The organism is Acinetobacter sp. TGL-Y2 (assembly GCF_001612555.1).
Taxonomy (GTDB): domain Bacteria; phylum Pseudomonadota; class Gammaproteobacteria; order Pseudomonadales; family Moraxellaceae; genus Acinetobacter.
This window is the reverse complement of the sequence record NZ_CP015110.1, coordinates 2152568-2170920: the sequence shown is the minus strand read 5'-3', so window position 1 is coordinate 2170920 and position 18353 is coordinate 2152568. Positions and strand designations below refer to the sequence as shown.

The 18353-nt window shown below is 41.9% G+C and carries 15 protein-coding genes, 1 tRNA gene and 2 pseudogenes; 15 read left to right on the top strand and 3 right to left on the bottom strand.

Translation table 11 applies throughout. The annotated features are described in order from the left end of the window. Positions 1 to 24 precede the first annotated feature (24 nt). From AMD27_RS10385 to AMD27_RS10325, 13 genes and pseudogenes are all read left to right on the top strand, one after another. A tRNA-Val gene (locus AMD27_RS10385) sits at positions 25 to 101 on the top strand. 477 nt (positions 102 to 578) lie between these two features. Then, on the top strand, positions 579 to 2810 hold the full coding sequence (locus AMD27_RS10380) for an NADP-dependent isocitrate dehydrogenase (RefSeq protein ID WP_067660044.1): 2232 nt from the start codon (positions 579 to 581) through the stop codon (positions 2808 to 2810). Between the two features lie 396 nt (positions 2811 to 3206). Beyond that, positions 3207 to 4127 (top strand): LysR family transcriptional regulator, encoded by a 921-nt coding sequence (locus AMD27_RS10375; protein ID WP_067660040.1) that lies wholly within the window; start codon positions 3207 to 3209, stop codon positions 4125 to 4127. Between the two features lie 263 nt (positions 4128 to 4390). Next, a complete protein-coding gene (gene rutD, locus AMD27_RS10370) occupies positions 4391 to 5194 on the top strand; it encodes a pyrimidine utilization protein D (RefSeq protein ID WP_067662953.1) in 804 nt (267 codons plus the stop codon). 364 nt (positions 5195 to 5558) lie between these two features. Next, positions 5559 to 6659: pseudogene (gene rutA, locus AMD27_RS10365) on the top strand (pyrimidine utilization protein A); the annotation flags it as partial. Between the two features lie 95 nt (positions 6660 to 6754). Continuing rightward, positions 6755 to 7510 carry a pyrimidine utilization protein B gene (rutB, locus tag AMD27_RS10360; protein ID WP_067660038.1) on the top strand — a complete coding sequence of 252 codons (756 nt, stop codon included), beginning with the start codon at positions 6755 to 6757 and terminating at the stop codon, positions 7508 to 7510. Between the two features lie 88 nt (positions 7511 to 7598). Then, entirely contained in the window at positions 7599 to 7979 is a 381-nt protein-coding gene (gene rutC / locus AMD27_RS10355; protein WP_067660036.1) for a pyrimidine utilization protein C, read from the top strand. A gap of 69 nt (positions 7980 to 8048) precedes the next feature. Then, positions 8049 to 8621 (top strand): NADH-dependent FMN reductase RutF, encoded by a 573-nt coding sequence (rutF, locus tag AMD27_RS10350; RefSeq protein WP_067660034.1) that lies wholly within the window; start codon positions 8049 to 8051, stop codon positions 8619 to 8621. 31 nt (positions 8622 to 8652) lie between these two features. Beyond that, entirely contained in the window at positions 8653 to 10047 is a 1395-nt protein-coding gene (gene rutG, locus AMD27_RS10345) for a pyrimidine utilization transport protein G (protein ID WP_081405964.1), read from the top strand. Positions 10048 to 10092: 45 nt separating this feature from the next. Next, positions 10093 to 10931 (top strand): annotated as a pseudogene (locus AMD27_RS10340) (NAD(P)-dependent oxidoreductase). 695 nt (positions 10932 to 11626) lie between these two features. Then, positions 11627 to 12943, top strand: coding sequence for an NCS2 family permease (locus AMD27_RS10335; RefSeq protein ID WP_067660032.1), 1317 nt, complete (start codon positions 11627 to 11629; stop codon positions 12941 to 12943). Positions 12944 to 13052: 109 nt separating this feature from the next. Next, complete coding sequence (locus tag AMD27_RS10330) at positions 13053 to 14057, top strand: adenosine deaminase (RefSeq protein WP_067660030.1); 1005 nt, start codon at positions 13053 to 13055, stop codon at positions 14055 to 14057. A gap of 173 nt (positions 14058 to 14230) precedes the next feature. After that, complete coding sequence (locus AMD27_RS10325; protein ID WP_067660027.1) at positions 14231 to 14596, top strand: hypothetical protein; 366 nt, start codon at positions 14231 to 14233, stop codon at positions 14594 to 14596. A gap of 101 nt (positions 14597 to 14697) precedes the next feature. Here the strand turns inward: AMD27_RS10325 and AMD27_RS10320 are convergent, their stop codons facing one another. Next, positions 14698 to 15252, bottom strand: a complete 555-nt coding sequence (locus AMD27_RS10320) for a cytochrome b (RefSeq protein ID WP_067662949.1) — start codon at positions 15250 to 15252, stop codon at positions 14698 to 14700. A 207-nt stretch (positions 15253 to 15459) separates the two neighbouring features. Here AMD27_RS10320 and AMD27_RS10315 point away from each other — a divergent pair, with 207 nt between their 5' ends. Together AMD27_RS10315 and rnhB are read left to right on the top strand one after the other, a co-directional pair. Continuing rightward, a complete protein-coding gene (locus AMD27_RS10315) occupies positions 15460 to 15840 on the top strand; it encodes a hypothetical protein (protein WP_067660025.1) in 381 nt (126 codons plus the stop codon). A 59-nt stretch (positions 15841 to 15899) separates the two neighbouring features. Further along, positions 15900 to 16472, top strand: coding sequence for a ribonuclease HII (gene rnhB / locus AMD27_RS10310; protein WP_067660022.1), 573 nt, complete (start codon positions 15900 to 15902; stop codon positions 16470 to 16472). 75 nt (positions 16473 to 16547) lie between these two features. Here the strand turns inward: rnhB and csrA are convergent, their stop codons facing one another. Then, positions 16548 to 16808 carry a carbon storage regulator CsrA gene (gene csrA / locus AMD27_RS10305; RefSeq protein WP_067660016.1) on the bottom strand — a complete coding sequence of 87 codons (261 nt, stop codon included), beginning with the start codon at positions 16806 to 16808 and terminating at the stop codon, positions 16548 to 16550. A 242-nt stretch (positions 16809 to 17050) separates the two neighbouring features. Continuing rightward, a complete protein-coding gene (locus AMD27_RS10300) occupies positions 17051 to 18331 on the bottom strand; it encodes an aspartate kinase (RefSeq protein WP_067660013.1) in 1281 nt (426 codons plus the stop codon). Positions 18332 to 18353: the final 22 nt, after the last annotated feature.

The following is an 18353-nucleotide window of genomic DNA, read 5'->3' as shown; positions in this document are numbered from 1 at the left end:
AATGAATATGATCGCTGTCATTCTAGGTGTATAGCTCAGTTGGTTAGAGCGCTACGTTGACATCGTAGAGGTCAGCAGTTCGAGTCTGCTTATACCTACCAAGATTTTAAAACCTCCTTCTTAGGAGGTTTTTTTATGGGGAAAATTTAGACTCGACCGTATATTGGGTCACATGCAAAAAATACACAGGCAAAGAACGGTATTCGTATGAGCACAGCTTTGCAACTGGTCTGAATTATTCATGGTTGAAATGTTTGGACTCAAATTTTATGTGTTCTCGTATTCGATCAAAGTCATTTCCAGATTTTGAGCTCTCATTTATTAAAAAATATATATCTAATCAACATGTTGCTTAAGACTTAAAATAGTAATGTACTTAGGGTATAATGCAGGCGAAGTACTACTATTTTTTTACAAAATGTTGAAATTTCGCTAGGAATATAGCATGAGGGCATATCATTGTTGACTGAAATGCGTGTACAGCGGATACTTTCAATGTTTTATTTAAGCAATCGGTTCGTAGGGGTTGAGCCATAAGTTCGACCCTCAGAAACACAATCTAAAGGAAGGGGCTATATATGGCTGGTGGAAAGTCAAAAATCATTTACACACTGACCGACGAGGCGCCACTCTTGGCGACTTACTCACTACTGCCGATCATTGAGACCTTTACTAAGCCGGCTGGCGTTGAGATTGTTAAAAGTGACATCTCTGTAGCCGTACGTGTACTCGCAGAATTCGCAGACTACCTAAGCGATGAGCAAAAGGTACCAGACACACTAGCAGAGCTAGGTCGTCTGACGCAGGATCCAGACACTAATATCATTAAATTACCGAATATCAGTGCGTCTGTTGGCCAATTAACAGCATGTATCAAAGAGCTTCAATCTAAGGGCTATGCAATCCCTGACTATCCGGAAAATCCGGCAAATGATGAAGAAAAAGCAATTAAGGTTCGTTATGGCAAATGCTTAGGCTCTGCTGTAAACCCAGTATTACGTGAAGGTAACTCTGATCGTCGTGCGCCTGCTGCTGTTAAGAACTATGTTAAAAAGCACCCACACTCTATGACAGAGTGGAAACAGTGGTCACAAACTCACGTATCTCATATGGAAGAAGGCGACTTCTACCACGGTGAGAAATCAATGACACTTGACCGTGCACGTAACGTAAAAATGGAACTCATCACGACCCGTGGTGAAACCATTGTGCTAAAATCAAAAGTGGCATTGCAAGATGGTGAAATCATCGACTCAATGTTTATGAGCAAAAAAGCACTGTGCGATTTCTACGAGAAAGAACTCGAAGACTGTCGTGAAGCGGGTATTTTGTTCTCTTTACACGTAAAAGCAACCATGATGAAAGTTTCACACCCGATCGTATTCGGTCACTGTGTGAAAATTTACTATAAAGATGCGTTTGAAAAGCATGGCAAATTATTTGACGAGCTAGGCATCAACATCAACAACGGTATGGCGGGTCTTTTTGAGAAAATCGAGACTTTACCATCGTCTCAACGTGAAGAAATCATCCGTGATTTACATGCGTGCCAAGAACACCGTCCTGCGCTTGCAATGGTTGATTCTGCGAAAGGCATCACCAACTTCCATTCACCAAACGATGTGATTGTAGATGCTTCTATGCCTGCAATGATTCGTGGTGGCGGTAAAATGTGGGGCGCTGACGGCAAACCTTACGACTGTAAAGCAGTGATGCCTGAATCGACTTTTGCTCGTATCTACCAAGAGATGATCAATTTCTGTAAGTGGAATGGCAATTTTGATCCGAAAACCATGGGTACTGTACCTAACGTCGGTTTGATGGCGCAAAAAGCTGAAGAATACGGTTCACACGACAAAACTTTCGAGATCGCTGAAGCGGGTGTTGCAAACATCGTTGATCTTGAAACGGGCGAAGTGTTGATGTCGCAAAACGTTGAGGAAGGCGATATCTGGCGTATGTGTCAGGTGAAAGATGCGCCAATCCGTGACTGGGTAAAACTTGCGGTCACTCGCGCACGTAACTCTGGCATGCCTGCAATCTTCTGGCTTGACCCGTACCGCCCACACGAAAATGAATTGATCAAGAAAGTTGAAAAATACTTGAAAGATCATGACACTGACGGTTTAGACATTCAAATCATGTCACAAGTACGTGCAATGCGTTATACGCTTGAACGTGTTGCGCGTGGTCTAGATACAATTTCTGTAACCGGTAACATCCTACGTGATTACCTCACAGATTTGTTCCCAATCATGGAATTGGGTACGTCTGCGAAAATGTTGTCTATCGTTCCGCTTATGGCGGGCGGTGGTATGTACGAAACAGGTGCAGGCGGTTCAGCACCGAAACATGTACAACAGTTGGTAGAAGAAAACCATTTACGTTGGGATTCTTTGGGTGAGTTCATGGCTTTGGCTGTGTCACTTGAAGAGATGGGTATCAAAGAAAACAATGCTGCTGCGAAGCTTTTGGCTAAAACTTTAGACCAAGCAACCGGTAAATTGCTCGACAATGATAAGTCTCCATCACGTCGTACTGGTGAGCTAGACAACCGTGGCAGTCACTTCTACCTAGCGAAATACTGGGCTGAAGAATTGGCAGCTCAAGACGAAAATGCTGAATTGAAAGCGAAGTTTGCACCACTTGCAAACGCACTTGCTGAAAATGAAGACAAGATCCTTGCTGAACTTGCTGCTGTTCAAGGTAAAGCGGCTGATATCGGCGGTTACTATGCGGTAGATCAAGCGAAAGTAGAGGCAGTCATGCGTCCAAGTACTACGCTTAACGCGGTACTTGCGACAGTATAATCTGTCATTTCACATCGACTATATTGTCGATGTGGTCAAAAAACTGGTGCATATGCGCCGGTTTTTTTATTTAAATGAAATAAAAATAGCCTAAGTGGTTGTTTGGGTTTTAAAGAAAGAGATTAATTAAATAAGCTTAACCTCAAACTAAAAATAAGATAATCATTCAAGACGAGTATAACTTTAAAAGTCTGTATGAGAAATTAGTTATATGGGATGAAGTGATAAACCAACGACCATATTGAGTTTAAGGTGTTTTATCCGCAAAAGAAGCTAAATGGCAAATTATTATTAAAAATTAGCTATTTGAATAATGAGGGAATATTTCATAAAATGAAGAAAACTCATTAATTTGATGCTATAGTGAATTTTATTCAATAAAATCTATCGCTTATTATGATCGAGCTTCGCCATTTAAAAACCTTAACTGCCTTAAGAGAACATGGTTCACTGGTTGCGGCAGCGCATGATCTTTGTCTAACACCTTCAGCGATTTCGCATCAATTGCGCGAACTAGATCAGTGGTATGGCGTGGAAGTGGTCAACCGTCGTAGTCGCCCAGTCAGTTTCTCAAATGTCGGACAGCGCTTACTTAAGCTTGCCGATGACGTGTTGCCACAAGTACAAATTGCACAAACCGATATCACGCGCATTGTACATGGTCAGACGGGGCGGATTATTTTCTCATCTGAATGTCACAGTTGCTTTGATTGGCTGATGCCTTTACTTAATCAATACCGCCATCAATATCCCGATGTGGATTTAGATTTTGCTTCAGGTTTTGAGTCAAATCCGCATGAACTTTTACAAAATGCTGAATTTGATCTTCTCATCACCGCCGATCCTATCGCGCTAAAGGGAGTTGAGTATTTCCCGATTTTTGAATATGAATCTCGGTTGGTGCTTTCCAATACCCATCCGCTGGTTCGTGCTGAACATGTGACAGTGCAAGATTTGGCTGAAGAAACCCTGATCACTTACCCAGTCGATAAACATCGTTTAGACATCATGTCGAAATTGTTTATTCCTGCCAATATTATGCCGAAAAATATTCGTACCACGGATCTAACTCAAATGCTGATTCAATTGGTGGCCAGTGGGCGAGGGGTTGCAGCATTGCCTGATTGGGTCGTGAATGAGTATGAGCAAAAAGGCTGGGTCACTTCACGACGTTTGGATTGCGTATCTGCAACGGGTTTACGCCGCACCTTGTATGCTGGCTATCGGATTGATGAAAAAGAAAAAAGTTACTTTGAAGGCTTTCTAAAGCAACTCGATAAATTCGCGAAAAAAAGAAACAGTTATTATTCTGATTAAAATCAACAGGTGATCCAAAGGTATCTAGAGATGCCTTTTTAATCCAAACAGTGACTTGTAACATGCATCAAAAGGAAATTGTCACTTGGTCAATCGATTTTTGATGCCATGTGATGCGATCTGATGTGGTATGGAATAAGCTTAACATCAAGTAATGATTTGGCTGCTGAATTAACGTTTGAATATTGTGCAAAAGCGATAAGATTTAAAAGGTATAAAAATTGCATCGTATTTTACCCATTGTTCAAAAATGTTTTTATACGATGCATTACATTCATCCATGCCAGCACAATGCGGACGCCGATTATATTGTTCTATCTTCAGGATTAGGTGGACATGCTCATTTTTGGAAACCGCAAATCGAGTTTTTGAGTCAACATTTCCATGTACTCAGTTATGATCAAGAGGGCTGTCATGCAGATTCAGAATTATTATCCGATCATTATTCTTTCCAGAATTTGGCGGAACAAGTGCTCACAATTTTAAATGAGCAGCACATCCAGAATTTTCATTTTATTGGCCATGCCATTGGTAGCTTTATTGGTGCTGAGTTAGCTGTACTTTGTGCATCACAGCATTTGAAGATGCTGAGTTTGACCTGTATTAATGCCTGGGATCGTTTAGACCCCCATACCGCCAAATGCTTTGAAGCCAGAATTCATCTACTGAAAAGCGCAGGTGCTGACGCCTATGTTCGCGCGCAGGCATTATTTTTATATCCACCCGCTTGGATTTCGAAACATCATTTACAGATTCAGCAGGCTGAAGACCTTCAACTGCTTGATTTTCCGCCGTTAAATAATGTGCTGACTCGGATTCGAGCTGCCCAGCAATTTAATCTTTCAACGCCGCATCACCAAGTATTAAAAGACGTCCCTATACATTTGATTGCCAATCAAGATGATTTCTTGGTTCCTGTACAGAAGACGCAAGATTTAAAAACCTACTTCACGCATGCGCATGTGTCCATACATGCACATGGGGGTCATGCGTCAACCGTCACTGAGGCAGACCGCTTAAATACCAGTGTGTTGAATTTTTTAATTAAGCAGTACAGTTCTGGTTAATTTAATCGAATACGCCATGAAAGCCGTGAACGAAAAATTCACGGCTTTCATATTTTTAGATACTCAGTTTAAGAAAATGTTATGGGTTTTATTGAAAGATGAAATGCTTTTTAAAATCTGTGCTTGCTTCAGATATGTATTTATTTTGACCAAAGTGTGCGCTTTTATGAGACAGCCCTGATTAAAATGAAGCAATAAATAAAGGGTTTAGTTTACCATATGGTAAAATAATAAAAATACAAGATATTGAATAATATAAATAATTAATAATTGGCACAGCAATTGCTAAATACTGATTAGATCTATTCAAGTGTTGGACTTGAAAATGAAGATTGAATTTGGCTCAAGCGTTGAGGTGTTCAAAATGAAAATAGGTGTTTTTTGTCCGATTGGAAATAATGGTTGGTTGCTCTCTGAAAATGCGCCGCAGTACAAGCCCAGTTTCGAGATGAACAAGAAAATTGTACAACGTGCGGAACATTATGGATTTGATTTTGCGTTGTCCATGATCAAGCTGCGTGGCTTTGGCGGTAAGACCGAATTTTGGGATCATAACCTTGAAACCTTTACCCTGATGGCGGGGCTGGCTGCGGTCACCAGTAAAATTAAAATTTACGCCACTGCTGCCACTTTGGTGATGCCGCCTGCGATTGTGGCGCGGATGGCATCCACGATTGATTCCATTTCGAATGGTCGTTTTGGCTTGAATGTGGTCACCGGTTGGCAAGCGCCAGAATACACCCAAATGGGGATGTGGCCGGGCGATGAATACTTTGCCAAGCGTTATGATTATTTATCTGAATATGTCGAAATTTTGCGTGAGCTTTGGGCGACAGGGAAGTCTGATTTTAAGGGTGAACATTTCCAAATGGAAGATTGCCGCGTTAGCCCAACTCCTCAAGCCGATATGAAAATTATTTGCGCAGGTCAGTCCGATACTGGACTTGAGTTTTCAGCAAAATATGCAGACTACAACTTTGTTTTTGGTAAAGGCTTAAATACGCCCATTGCATTTGCAGACATTAATGATCGTTTGAAGGCACACACTGATAAAACGGGTCGTAATGTCGCAACGTATGTGTTGTTTATGGTCATTGCAGCCGAAACAGATGCAGATGCATTTGCTAAATGGCAAAACTATAACGCTGGCGCAGATATCGAAGCGATTGACTGGCTCATGAATCAAGGCGGTAAAGACACCAAATCAGGTACTGACACCAATATTCGTCAAATGGCATCCAGTGTTTCACCAGTCAATATCAACATGGGAACGATTGTCGGTTCATTTGAAAATGTGGCGTCAATGCTTGATCAACTTGCTGAGATTGACGGTACGGAAGGGATTCTGTTGACCTTCGATGATTTTATTCAAGGTGTAGAAGACTTTGGTCAACGCATCCAACCGCTGATGAAAAGCCGTGAGCATGTAGTCATAGACAGTGTCGCAGAGGACATTCATCTAACAGAGGTCAATGCATTAGAAATCAATCCAACAGAGATTAATCCACAAGACCTTAGCCCAGAAGCAAATGATTCACTGCCTGTTTTGGAGAAATCCGTATGAATTCAAACATTGAAAATACGATCTGTGCTGGATTCACCGCTGATTCTGGGCAGGGAAAAATACTCAAAGCTGAGCCTGAGTATATTCAACTGGTAGCAGAACACACCGCATTGATCGTAATTGATATGCAAAATGCCTATACCTCAAAAGGTGGCTATTTGGACTTGGCAGGCTTTGATGTTTCTACGACCAAGCCGGTGGTTGAGAATATTAAAAAAGCAGTGGATGTCGCGCATGCAGCAGGCATTCAAGTGATCTATTTTAAAAATGGTTGGGATGATCAGTATGTCGAAGCAGGGGGTATCAATTCACCGAATTATCATAAATCCAATGCGTTAAAAACCATGCGCCATCAGCCTGAGCTACAAGGCAAGTTATTGGCAAAAGGAGGTTGGGATTTTGAGCTGATTGATGAGCTTAAACCAGTAGCAAACGACATCGTGATTGAAAAACCACGCTATAGCGGTTTCTTTAATACCGCACTTGACAGCATGCTCAGGAGTCGTGGCATTCGTAATTTGGTCTTTGTCGGTATCGCCACCAATGTTTGTGTGGAATCGACCTTAAGAGATGGCTTTTTCTTGGAGTATTTTGGCGTAGCGCTCGCCGATGCGTGTCATCAAGCTGGACCAATGCAGGCGCAAGAGGCTGCGCTATATAATATTAAAACCTTTTTTGGTTGGGTGTCTGACACAGCCGCCTTTACCGAAGCCTTTCAAAAACAAACCACATATTTAGATAAAACGGCTTAGCCCCTCGATTTAAAAAAATTGAGATCTATCAATGTATGAGAGCAATGAACTTAAAGCTTGAACTGGATATAAAAATAGGAATTTAAACATGCCAAAAACAGTGATCATCCCCGAAGGAACAGGCAAGCCATTGGCACCATTTGTACCTGCAACGAAAGCAGACAATGTTGTTTATGTCTCAGGCACATTGGCTTTTGATGAAAACAATAATGTTGTGTATGTTGGCGATGCAGCAGCACAAACGCGTCATATTTTAGAAATCATTCAAAAAGTCATTGAAACGGCAGGTGGAAAGATGAGTGATGTGACGTTCAATCACGTCTTTGTCAAAGATTGGGCGGATTATGCTGCGATTAATCAGGTCTATGCAGAATATTTCCCAGGTGATAAACCGGCACGCTACTGCGTGCAAACAGGGCTAGTAAAACCTGAAGCTTTGGTCGAAATCGCATCGATTGCCCACATTTAGATTCAGTTGCCACACATTTGAACACGCTGCATTGAATAAAGCGCGCAATGGCAGGGTTGGAGATCCGTTATGAATAGCAAGATTCAAGTTTTAAAGTCACATCAAACTGCATTGTCATCACATGAATTGGCACAATTTTCGCAACTACAAACGATTGAAATAGATCAACAAAGCTTTAAAAATGGTATGTCGAACTTGGGGGCGGCAGTGAATGTAATCACCACTCAAGGCCCAGCAGGAAGGGCGGGTTTTACGGCATCTGCTGTATGTAGTGTCACCGACACTCCACCGACTTTACTGGTCTGTTTGAACCGTTCGGCTTCTGTATTTGAAACATTTAAAGCCAATCAAGTGCTGTGTGTAAATACATTGGCTGCCCATCAAACGGAATTGTCGAATGCCTTTGGTGGCAAGACACCTATGCAAGAGCGTTTTGCAAAGGCCCAGTGGTCAACCTTATGCACTCAAGCACCTGTGTTGGATGATGCTCTGGTGAGTTTTGACTGTGAAGTCGTACAAAGCATGTCTGTGGGTAGTCATGACGTGCTGATCTGTGAAGTGAAGGCAATGAAGCAAAATCAAGGACGCAATGCGCTGATGTATTTCAACCGTGCGTACTGCGAGCCGCAACCCATGAATTAATCCAAATTGAGCAATGAGGGAGGGGAAACCCATGCAAACAAAAGAACCGTGGTTTCCAAAGTTTAAGCCTTATCAAGGTGATTTGGATAAAACCCCTGTGCAAGTCGATGAATACTTGCCAGCGGGTAAAAGTATGGTCTTAGGGCTACAACATGCCTTCGCGATGTTTGGTGCAACGGTGCTCGCACCTTTACTGATGGGTTTTGACCCCAATCTCACCATTTTTATTACCGGTATTGGCACCATTCTTTTCTTTTTAATGACTGGCGGGCGAATGCCGAGTTATTTGGGTTCAAGTTTTGCCTTTATTGGTGCTGTCGCTGCTGCAACAGGTTATGCAGGTGTTGGCTCAAATCCCAATATTGGTTTGGCGCTGGGCGGAACGATTGCCTGCGGTATTGTATATGCAGCAATTGGTCTGATTGTGATGAAAACCGGTACAGGTTGGATTGAGAGGCTAATGCCTCCGATTGTCACCGGTGCCATCGTGATGATTATTGGTTTAAATCTCGCACCGGGTGCAATCAAAGGCATTTCTGGTAATCACTTTGATATGTGGATGGCGGTACTGACCATTGTATGTATTAGCTTTGTGGCTGTTTTCACTCGAGGCATGGTCCGCCGTTTGTTGCTGCTACTGGGGTTGTGCGCTGCATATTTAATGTATTTCATTCTCGCTAATGTGATGGGTTACGGCAAACCGATTGACTTCTCCATTATTGGTAATGCCACCTGGTTTGGACTGCCTACCTTTCATGCACCGGTATTTAATGCCAATGCAATGTTACTCATTGCACCTGTTGCAGTGATTTTGGTGGCTGAAAATTTGGGTCACTTTAAAGCGGTTTCCGCGATGACGGGTAAAAATCTTGATCCCTATATGGGACGGGCATTTTTTGCAGATGGTGTCTGTACATCACTTTCAAGCTCTGTGGGGGGTACAGGGATGACTACTTATGCTGAAAATATTGGTGTAATGGCAGTCACCAAAGTGTATTCAACCACGATTTTTGTCGTCGCAGGTGTGTTTGCCGTTTTAATGGGCTTATCACCAAAATTTGGGGCAGTGATCAGTACCATTCCTGTTGCCTTACTTGGTGGAGCATCCATTGTGGTCTTTGGTTTAATTACGGTGGCGGGTGCAAAAATTTGGGTCGATAACAAGATTGATTTTACCCAAAACAGTACCTTAATTATCGCTGCAGTCAGTCTGATTATGGGAGCCGGTAATTTTAGTCTACATATTGGGGCTTTTGATTTGGGGGGTATTGGCACAGCAACGCTGGCTGCGATTATGTTGAATCTATTTTTAAATCGTGGTGAAGATGTAGCGAACTGTCAGAACAGTGAAATAGATGAGCAAGCGATGAGTGCTAAAAATCATATAGATACGCAAAGCGTAACTCGCCCTGTTGTTCCGCATTAGGAGAATGTTTTGAATACGGTAATTTCATTTATTGGGCTCGGTGCAATGGGCTGGCATATGGCTTCTCATTTGCCCAAGTTGGGTTATAGCGTGCAGGTGTGGAATCGAACAAAGGGTAAAAAGCACTCGATCATGCTGCGCAGTTTAAAACCATTTCAGTCTCGATTGAACAAGCTGTGCAAGCCGATATTATTTTTTCCTGCTTGCCGACCAGTCAAGATGTAGAAAACTTGCTTCATGCCTATGCACCCAAAGCAGGCAGTATCTGGGTGGACTGTACCAGTGGCGTACCCATGAGTGCACAAAAGTTAAGTGCTATGCTGGCTGAGCAAGGTGTGGTTTATTTGGATGCGCCGGTTTCAGGTCAAACCATTGGTGCGGAAAAGGGTACCCTCACCGTGATGGTGGGCGGAGATCGGACGGCTTTTGAGCATGCCAAGCCTTTTATTCAAGCTTTCGCGGATCGTATTGAATATGTGGGGCAAAGTGGCTCAGGCTTTGCGGTGAAAGCGGTGAACAATACCTTAATGGCCACGCACCTATGGGCACTGGCAGAAGGGCTCACCGTGTTAAAAGTCAAGGGTGTAGATTTATCCGCAGCGCTCAATTGTATCAATCACTCCAGTGGTAAAAGCAATATGTCAGAACATATCATGGCGCAGCGAGTGCTAAGCCGTCGTTTTGATAAAACCTTTGCCTTGGATTTGTTGCAAAAAGATATTGGTATCGCAAGGGATCTCATGCGACAGGAAAATTTACACTTGGCCACCCTGCAATTGATGCACAGCCAATTTAATTTCTTTGAGAAATCACAAGCATCACGCATGGATTTTTCTGCAAGCATACAAGCACTGGAAAATATCAATGCCATTCGTTTGGAGTAGTGTGGAATGAACCTGATCAATTTAAAACACAGTAGATACGCTTTTGAATGGTTTAAATGTCGCAGATAGAGTGCTCACTCATGTTAAATATCAATATTAAACATCGATATTGAACATCTTGAGTATACTTCAGCAAATTCGAGGTCAATTTGCATTAAAAGCAGTGATGCATGACTGGGTGTTTAAGCAAAATATAAGGCGTCAATTTTTCAGGCCTTAGATCGAAGCCTATGTTTTAGAGGGTTCATCAGCTTATTTGATCAGCTTAAAACACAGCAGTTTGAGTAAAATCAGAGCAATCCAAGTATGCTGGTTGTATAAAATTTCCACACTTATACCTTAAGCTGAATCCTTGATAAAAAGCAGGTTTAACTTAAGCCATTATTCTCGAAAGAATTAATGTTCTTCTAAGGGATTTAGCAGCTTTGCAATGACGGCAGTTTTGAATAAATTAGCCAAACTGTATGTTATAATTTGTAAAATAATCCCGATAAAATAGAGTTGTCTTATGACAGCGCTATGGGTGAATTAAAAAAGCTGCTGAGATGCAGCTTTTTTAATTCACACTCAATTTATCGGAAATGTCACTTAGGTACGTTTTTTGAATGTTTCAATCCGCTATATTGGCTGATATTTCATTTAATATACGATTTAAAATTTTAACAAATAGCTCAATCTCAAGCAGGGGCTCGACCATGACAAATCCAAATTCAGCGGGTTTGCTAGAACGCTTATTTAAATTAAGCGAAAACAAAACGACTTTCAGAACTGAGGTTCTTGCGGGTGTAACGACATTCTTAACCATGTGTTATATCATCATTGTGAACCCATTGATTCTGTCTGAAACAGGAATGGATCATGGTGCTGTCTTTGTAGCAACATGTTTGGCTGCGGCTATTGGCTGCTTGGTTATGGGGATTGTGGCGAATTACCCGATTGCGTTAGCACCTGGTATGGGCTTGAATGCCTACTTTACTTACTCAGTGTGTATTGGCATGGGTATTCCTTGGCAAACGGCTTTGGCTGCTGTTTTTGTATCGGGTTTGGTCTTCATTGCCATCAGTATGTTCAAAATCCGTGAAGCGATTGTCAATGCGATTCCTATGTCGTTAAAATTCGCGATTGGCGGTGGTATTGGTTTATTCTTGGCTTTAGTTGCCTTGAAAAACTCAGGCATTATTGTCGCGAATCAAGCGACTTTTGTCGGTTTGGGCGATTTAAAGCAACCAACGGTATTGCTATCATTATTGGGCTTTTTCATGGTCGTGGTGATGCATCAGTTCAAAGTCCGTGGTGCCATCATTATTAGTATTTTGGTCATTACAGGTCTAGCAACTGCACTTGGTTTAAATGAGTTTAAAGGTGTAGTAGGTGCAATTCCATCTATCGCGCCGACCTTTATGCAAATGGACTTCGAAGGTCTATTTACAGCAAGCTTAATTGGTGTGATTTTCGTTTTCTTCTTGGTTGATTTATTCGATTCAACGGGTACTTTGGTCGGTGTTTCTCACCGTGCTGGACTACTGAAAGACGGCAAATTACCCCGTTTGAAAAAAGCACTGTTTGCCGATTCAAGTGCCATTGTTGCAGGTGCTGCACTGGGCACGTCTTCAACAACGCCTTATATCGAATCTTCTGCAGGCGTTGCAGCCGGTGGCCGTACAGGTTTGACCGCTGTTGTAGTGGGACTGCTTTTCGTGGCATGTTTATTCTTAGCTCCGCTTGCACAATCTGTCCCTGGCTTTGCAACTGCTCCAGCGTTATTATTCGTGGGTGTACTCATGATTCAGGGCATTACCAATATTGATTGGGAAGACATTACAGAGGCTGTTCCTGCCTTCTTAACCATTGTCTTTATGCCGTTTACCTATTCCATTGCCGATGGTATTGCCATGGGTTTCATTAGTTATGCATTGATTAAATTATTTACCGGTAAAGCGAAAACTGTACCGTACATGGTGTGGATTATCGCTGTACTTTGGGCATTAAAATTTGCAATGTTTGGCGGTTAAGACCTCACATTTTGCGGAGGGTGTAAACGCGGTTTACACCCTTTTTTATTCTGATATTTTAAATTTTTAAATCTCTTTTTTCATTTTGATATCACCTTGAGGATTGAACATGAACCAATTAGCGCTTATTCGTGCATTGCCTAAAGCAGAATTACACGTACATATTGAAGGAACGTTTGAGCCTGAACTCATGTTTGCGATTGCTCAGCGGAATCAAATTGATATTCCATACAAATCGATTGAAGAAGTAAAGCAAGCCTATAACTTCCATAATTTACAGTCATTTTTAGACATTTATTATGCAGGTGCTGCAGTACTCATTCATGAGCAAGATTTTTATGATTTGGCGTGGGCATATTTTAAAAAATGTGCAGAAGATCATGTCGTCCACACAGAAATGTTCTTTGATCCACAAACTCATACAGATCGCGGAATTGCCTTTGATGTGGTGTTAAACGGTCTAAAGCGTGCCTGTGATGATGCCCAAGAAAAACTTGGTATTAGTTCACATCTGATTATGTGTTTCTTACGCCATTTAAGTGAAGAGGCAGCATTTGAAACCTTAGCGCAAGCACTACCATATAAAGATCAAATTATTGGTGTGGGTTTAGATTCAAGTGAAGTGGGCCATCCACCTTCAAAATTTGAGCGTGTATTTGCCAAAGCACGCGAAGCAGGATTTCTGATTGTGGCACATGCGGGTGAAGAAGGCCCAGCTGAATACGTTTGGGAGGCACTTGATTTATTGAAGGTAAATCGTATTGACCATGGTGTGCGTTCTGAAGAAGATCCAAAGTTAATGCAGCGATTAATTCAAGAGAAAATGCCGCTTACGGTCTGTCCTTTGAGTAACTTAAAACTCTGTGTGGTCGATGATATGGCAGATCATAATATTCGCCGTCTGCTACAACAAGGCGTGCATGTGACTGTTAATTCAGATGATCCGTCTTATTTTGGGGGATATATGAATGATAACTTCATTGCCATCACTGAAGCTTTAGATTTAACCGAACAAGAGCTGAAGCAATTGGCGATCAATTCATTTGAAGCTTCATTTATTTCAGATGCCCAAAAGCAAGCATGGAAAGACACAATTCGAACGCTTGTCGCATAATCGGGTTTAGACTTTAATGTTAGGGCTTAAGTTTTGATATTGGGTTTGAATATTTTAGTTTCAAATGAAGTTTTAAGACACAACAAGACAAAACACAGCCCAACTCACACCCCAAGGCAGATCAGTCTCTGTCTTGGGTTGAATACATTCAGGATTGAGCAGGCTCATTCATCATGAAATATTGTTTAAGTTTCGCGGTAATACTCACTTTCATGACCGGTTGCAATGATGCGAGTAAGGATCTTTCTATTGCGAAAAAGATGATTAAACCCTTAATCAATGCTCAATGTGGTCAAGAGTTAGATCAGTCTAAGCTATGGAATGTCAGTACTTACCTGATGACGGCAAGCAACAAATTGCAGTTACATAAAGAGGTTTGTGCATGTGTGGCAGAACATGCATTCACCGATATTTCCAGTCAAGATTTAATGCGGGCGATAATTGATGAAGACCTTAAACATCAACTCATTCAAAAAGCAGTATTAAACAGTGTGAAAGCCTGTATTTTACAAATCAAGCCATCAAGCAAGGATGAGTGATGGTCCTCATCCCGAGTTTACACAATGAATATTAAACTTAGATCGACGTCGTGTAAGGTTGATAAGGATCAGTGTGTCGATCAAGACTAAGTGAAATAATGTTATTGATCGCGTTTGAGCATGCTGTTTAACACATTGTCTTTGTCGATGAAGTGATGTTTGAGCGCTGCAGCAATATGCCCGAATAACAATAAACCTGCTGCCCAAGAAATCCAAATGTGTAGCGGTTTAACCACTGCCGTGACCGCTGGATTCTCACCAATAAGCGTAGGCAGATTGAAAAGATAAAGCACCGGTGCAGGATAGCCGACACTCCAGCTATATAAACAGCCTGTAATGGGGAGGGCAAGTAACATAAAATACAAGCCCAAATGGCCTAAATGTGCCGCTTTTTTCATGACCGGAGACATGCTGTTCGGAAGTTCGGGTGCAGGGTGGGTGTAACGCCAAAAAATACGCACCACGACCAAGAAAATAATGGTGGTGGCGATATTTTTATGCAGACTAATCACATCGCCTTTAAAGCTGCCATCAACCTCATAACTTAAAAAATTGCCACTATAAAAACCAATGATCCAAGCCAGAATAAAGATTATGGCCATCAGCCAATGCAAAACCTGCGCTGTACGCGTGTAATATTGTGATGTGTTTTTCATTTTTAGCGTCAGTTGTGGTAAAAGGCTTATGCTAAAGCAATTCGATTTAGAAAATAAGTCATGCCGTAGAACAGTCTGTTGAAAATCTGCAACAATCACTGCTGTCAAAGTGTTCAGGTGGCCAAGTTCAACAAAATACATATTTCTTAATGTTTTTACATTGGGCAAAATAGCGCTACAGGTTTCCCATATCATAAGGATAAAATTGTGAAAAAATTAATCGCAGTACTTGCACCCATCGCTTTGGTTTTATCAGCGTGTGCGACCGGTACAACAGGAACTGGAACAGCTGCGTCAAATACCACTCAACAGTTGGGTTCTGCGGCACTTAAAATTGCCATCAATGCAAAGTGTACCAATGAGTTGAATAATCTGCCTGCATGGCAAACTGCGACAAAACTCATGACAGCAGATCAAAAAACCAATATTCAAACTGAAATTTGTGGCTGCGTAAGTGAGAAAGCACCGCAAAGCGTAACTGCTGTAGACCTCGCGACAGCGGCGATTGACCCTGCAGCACGTGCAACGATTGTGAGCAATGTAGTGACCAAAACCATTAATGCTTGTGTTGCAGAAGCGGTCAACTAATTTTTAAAGATAAGCATCAACTAGGCTGACGCGTTCAGCCTTTTTTGAGGACACTAAATATGTTAATTGCTGGTGCTGATGAGGCAGGGCGTGGGCCTTTGGTGGGTTCTGTGGTGGCTGCGGCTGTGATTTTAGATCCAAACCGTCCTATTGAAGGTTTGAATGATTCTAAAAAACTGACGGAAAAAAAGCGTGAAAAGCTATTTATTGAAATTCAGGAAAAAGCCATAGCTTGGGCAATTGCAGAAGCGACCCATACAGAGATTGACCAAATCAATATTTTACAGGCATCGCTGCTTGCCATGCGCCGTGCAGTCGAGGCCTTAGACATTCAACCTTCGCACGTGCGTGTGGATGGCAATAAAGTGCCACAAGGTTTAATCATGAGCTGTGAAGCTGTGGTGGGAGGCGATGCCTTACATGAAGAAATTTCAGCGGCGAGTATTTTAGCCAAAGTTACCCGTGATCGTGAAATGGTTGAGTTGGATCGAAAATATCCGCAATATGGTTTCGCCAAGCATAAAGGCTATCCAACCAAAGCCCATTTTGAAGCGATAGCAGTACATGGAGTGATTGCAGAGCACCGCCGAAGTTATGCACCGGTGAAAAAAGCCTTGGCATTATTGGATTAATTTGAGTGAATACTTGAACATCAGGCAAATTTAAAGCGGCTAGGTAGCCGCTTTAGGATCAAAACAATTTTAAAATTAACGATTAAAATCATTTTCTGGAACCACAACTGTCTCTTCTTCAAAAGCAGGTTGGTAGTCCTGGTCGAGATGCTGCAAATGCTCATGCATTGCACGCTCATGTTGAATTCGTTGATAGATTTCTTCACGATGTACAGACACTTCTTTGGGGGCATTCACGCCAATACGGACTTGATTGCCTTTTACGCCAAGTACAGTCACACTAACTTGGTCGCCAATCATTAATGTTTCCCCGACACGACGGGTCAAAATCAGCATGTTTATCTCCTTGCTTATACGCTAAACCTGCGATAGTTTTTTCAAAAAGCGAAAAATAACAACCTCGGAATCAGGGGAAATTTTAACAGATAATTGTGACGAAATATGCACTTATCACAATACTATTTTTAATTTTCCAAAAAACCTATCAGCTTAATATAACAGAGCCACTATAAAAAACACTATAGTGGCTCTGAATATTTATTCATCTTTATAGCTTTGATAATGCTATATAAGATCAATTAAGCGCGAACACTTGACTCACCCGATTCACGGTCTAGACCGAAAGCAGTATGCAAGGCACGAACGGATAGCTCTAAATATTTTTCATCAATGATCACTGAAATTTTAATTTCTGAGGTTGAGATCATCAAAATATTGATGCCATCATCTGCAAGTGCGCTGAACATTTTGCTTGCAACGCCTGCATGAGAGCGCATACCCACACCCACGATGGACACTTTTACGATGTCATCGCGTGTAGAGACTTCACGTGCACCAATCTTTTGAGCTGTTTCTTCAAGAATCGCTTTGGCTTTTGCAAGTTCAGTGCGGTTTACCGTAAAAGTAAAATCAGTTGTGCCATCTTCTTCGACATTTTGGATGATCATATCCACTTCAATGTTTGCAGAGCTGATTGGTGATAGGATTTTAGAGGCAATACCTGGTTCGTCAGGTACACCTAAAATAGTCAATTTCGCTTCGTCACGGTTAAAGGCGATACCTGAAATAATTGGCTGTTCCATATTGTCTTCCGCTTCTGTGGTAATCAAAGTGCCGATGTTTTGCTTAAATTCTTCGTCGAATGCGCCATCATCGTCATTATCAAAACTCGATAATACACGTAAAGGGACTTGGTATTTTCCTGCAAATTCAACTGAACGGATTTGTAGAACTTTGGATCCCAGAGATGCCATTTCAAGCATTTCTTCAAACGAAATACGATCAATTTTTTTGGCTTTTGGTGCAACGCGAGGGTCGGTGGTGTAAACACCATCTACATCCGTATAGATTTGGCATTCGTCCGCTTTAAGTGCTGCAGCAAGTGCAACACCTGAAGTATCTGAACCACCGCGACCTAAAGTGGTGGTATTACCATGTTCATCGAAGCCTTGGAAACCTGCAACCACTAAAACACGACCTGCATCAAGGTTCTCGGTCAATACGTCGGTATCAATCGATTCAATGCGGGCTTTGTTAAATGCGCTGTCGGTTTTAATGCCTACTTGGCGGCCAGTGAGCGATTTTGCTTCAACGCCAATAGAGTTGAGCGCCATCGCTAACATTGAAATCGTCACCTGTTCACCCGTGGACACCATTTGATCTAATTCACGTGGGTCTGGGGTTTCGGTAATGGCTTTGGCTAGAGCCAATAAGCGGTTCGTTTCACCACTCATAGCGGATACAACCACAACCACCTTGTGACCATGGTCATGCCAACGCTTTACACGACGAGCAACATTTAAAATGCGCTCGGGAGTACCCATAGAGGTACCGCCATATTTCTGAACGATTAATGCCATAACTATCCTTACCAAGTAAATA

What these genes read in the sequence shown, in the direction of transcription:
- AMD27_RS10380 (WP_067660044.1), top strand. Translation starts at nt 579, where the DNA reads ATGGCTGGTGGAAAGTCAAAAATCATTTACACACTGACCGACGAGGCG.
- AMD27_RS10375 (WP_067660040.1), top strand. Translation starts at nt 3,207, where the DNA reads ATGATCGAGCTTCGCCATTTAAAAACCTTAACTGCCTTAAGAGAACAT.
- rutD (WP_067662953.1), top strand. Translation starts at nt 4,391, where the DNA reads ATGCATTACATTCATCCATGCCAGCACAATGCGGACGCCGATTATATT.
- rutB (WP_067660038.1), top strand. Translation starts at nt 6,755, where the DNA reads ATGAATTCAAACATTGAAAATACGATCTGTGCTGGATTCACCGCTGAT.
- rutC (WP_067660036.1), top strand. Translation starts at nt 7,599, where the DNA reads ATGCCAAAAACAGTGATCATCCCCGAAGGAACAGGCAAGCCATTGGCA.
- rutF (WP_067660034.1), top strand. Translation starts at nt 8,049, where the DNA reads ATGAATAGCAAGATTCAAGTTTTAAAGTCACATCAAACTGCATTGTCA.
- rutG (WP_081405964.1), top strand. Translation starts at nt 8,653, where the DNA reads ATGCAAACAAAAGAACCGTGGTTTCCAAAGTTTAAGCCTTATCAAGGT.
- AMD27_RS10335 (WP_067660032.1), top strand. Translation starts at nt 11,627, where the DNA reads ATGACAAATCCAAATTCAGCGGGTTTGCTAGAACGCTTATTTAAATTA.
- AMD27_RS10330 (WP_067660030.1), top strand. Translation starts at nt 13,053, where the DNA reads ATGAACCAATTAGCGCTTATTCGTGCATTGCCTAAAGCAGAATTACAC.
- AMD27_RS10325 (WP_067660027.1), top strand. Translation starts at nt 14,231, where the DNA reads ATGAAATATTGTTTAAGTTTCGCGGTAATACTCACTTTCATGACCGGT.
- AMD27_RS10320 (WP_067662949.1), bottom strand. Translation starts at nt 15,252, where the DNA reads ATGAAAAACACATCACAATATTACACGCGTACAGCGCAGGTTTTGCAT.
- rnhB (WP_067660022.1), top strand. Translation starts at nt 15,900, where the DNA reads ATGTTAATTGCTGGTGCTGATGAGGCAGGGCGTGGGCCTTTGGTGGGT.
- csrA (WP_067660016.1), bottom strand. Translation starts at nt 16,808, where the DNA reads ATGCTGATTTTGACCCGTCGTGTCGGGGAAACATTAATGATTGGCGAC.
- AMD27_RS10300 (WP_067660013.1), bottom strand. Translation starts at nt 18,331, where the DNA reads ATGGCATTAATCGTTCAGAAATATGGCGGTACCTCTATGGGTACTCCC.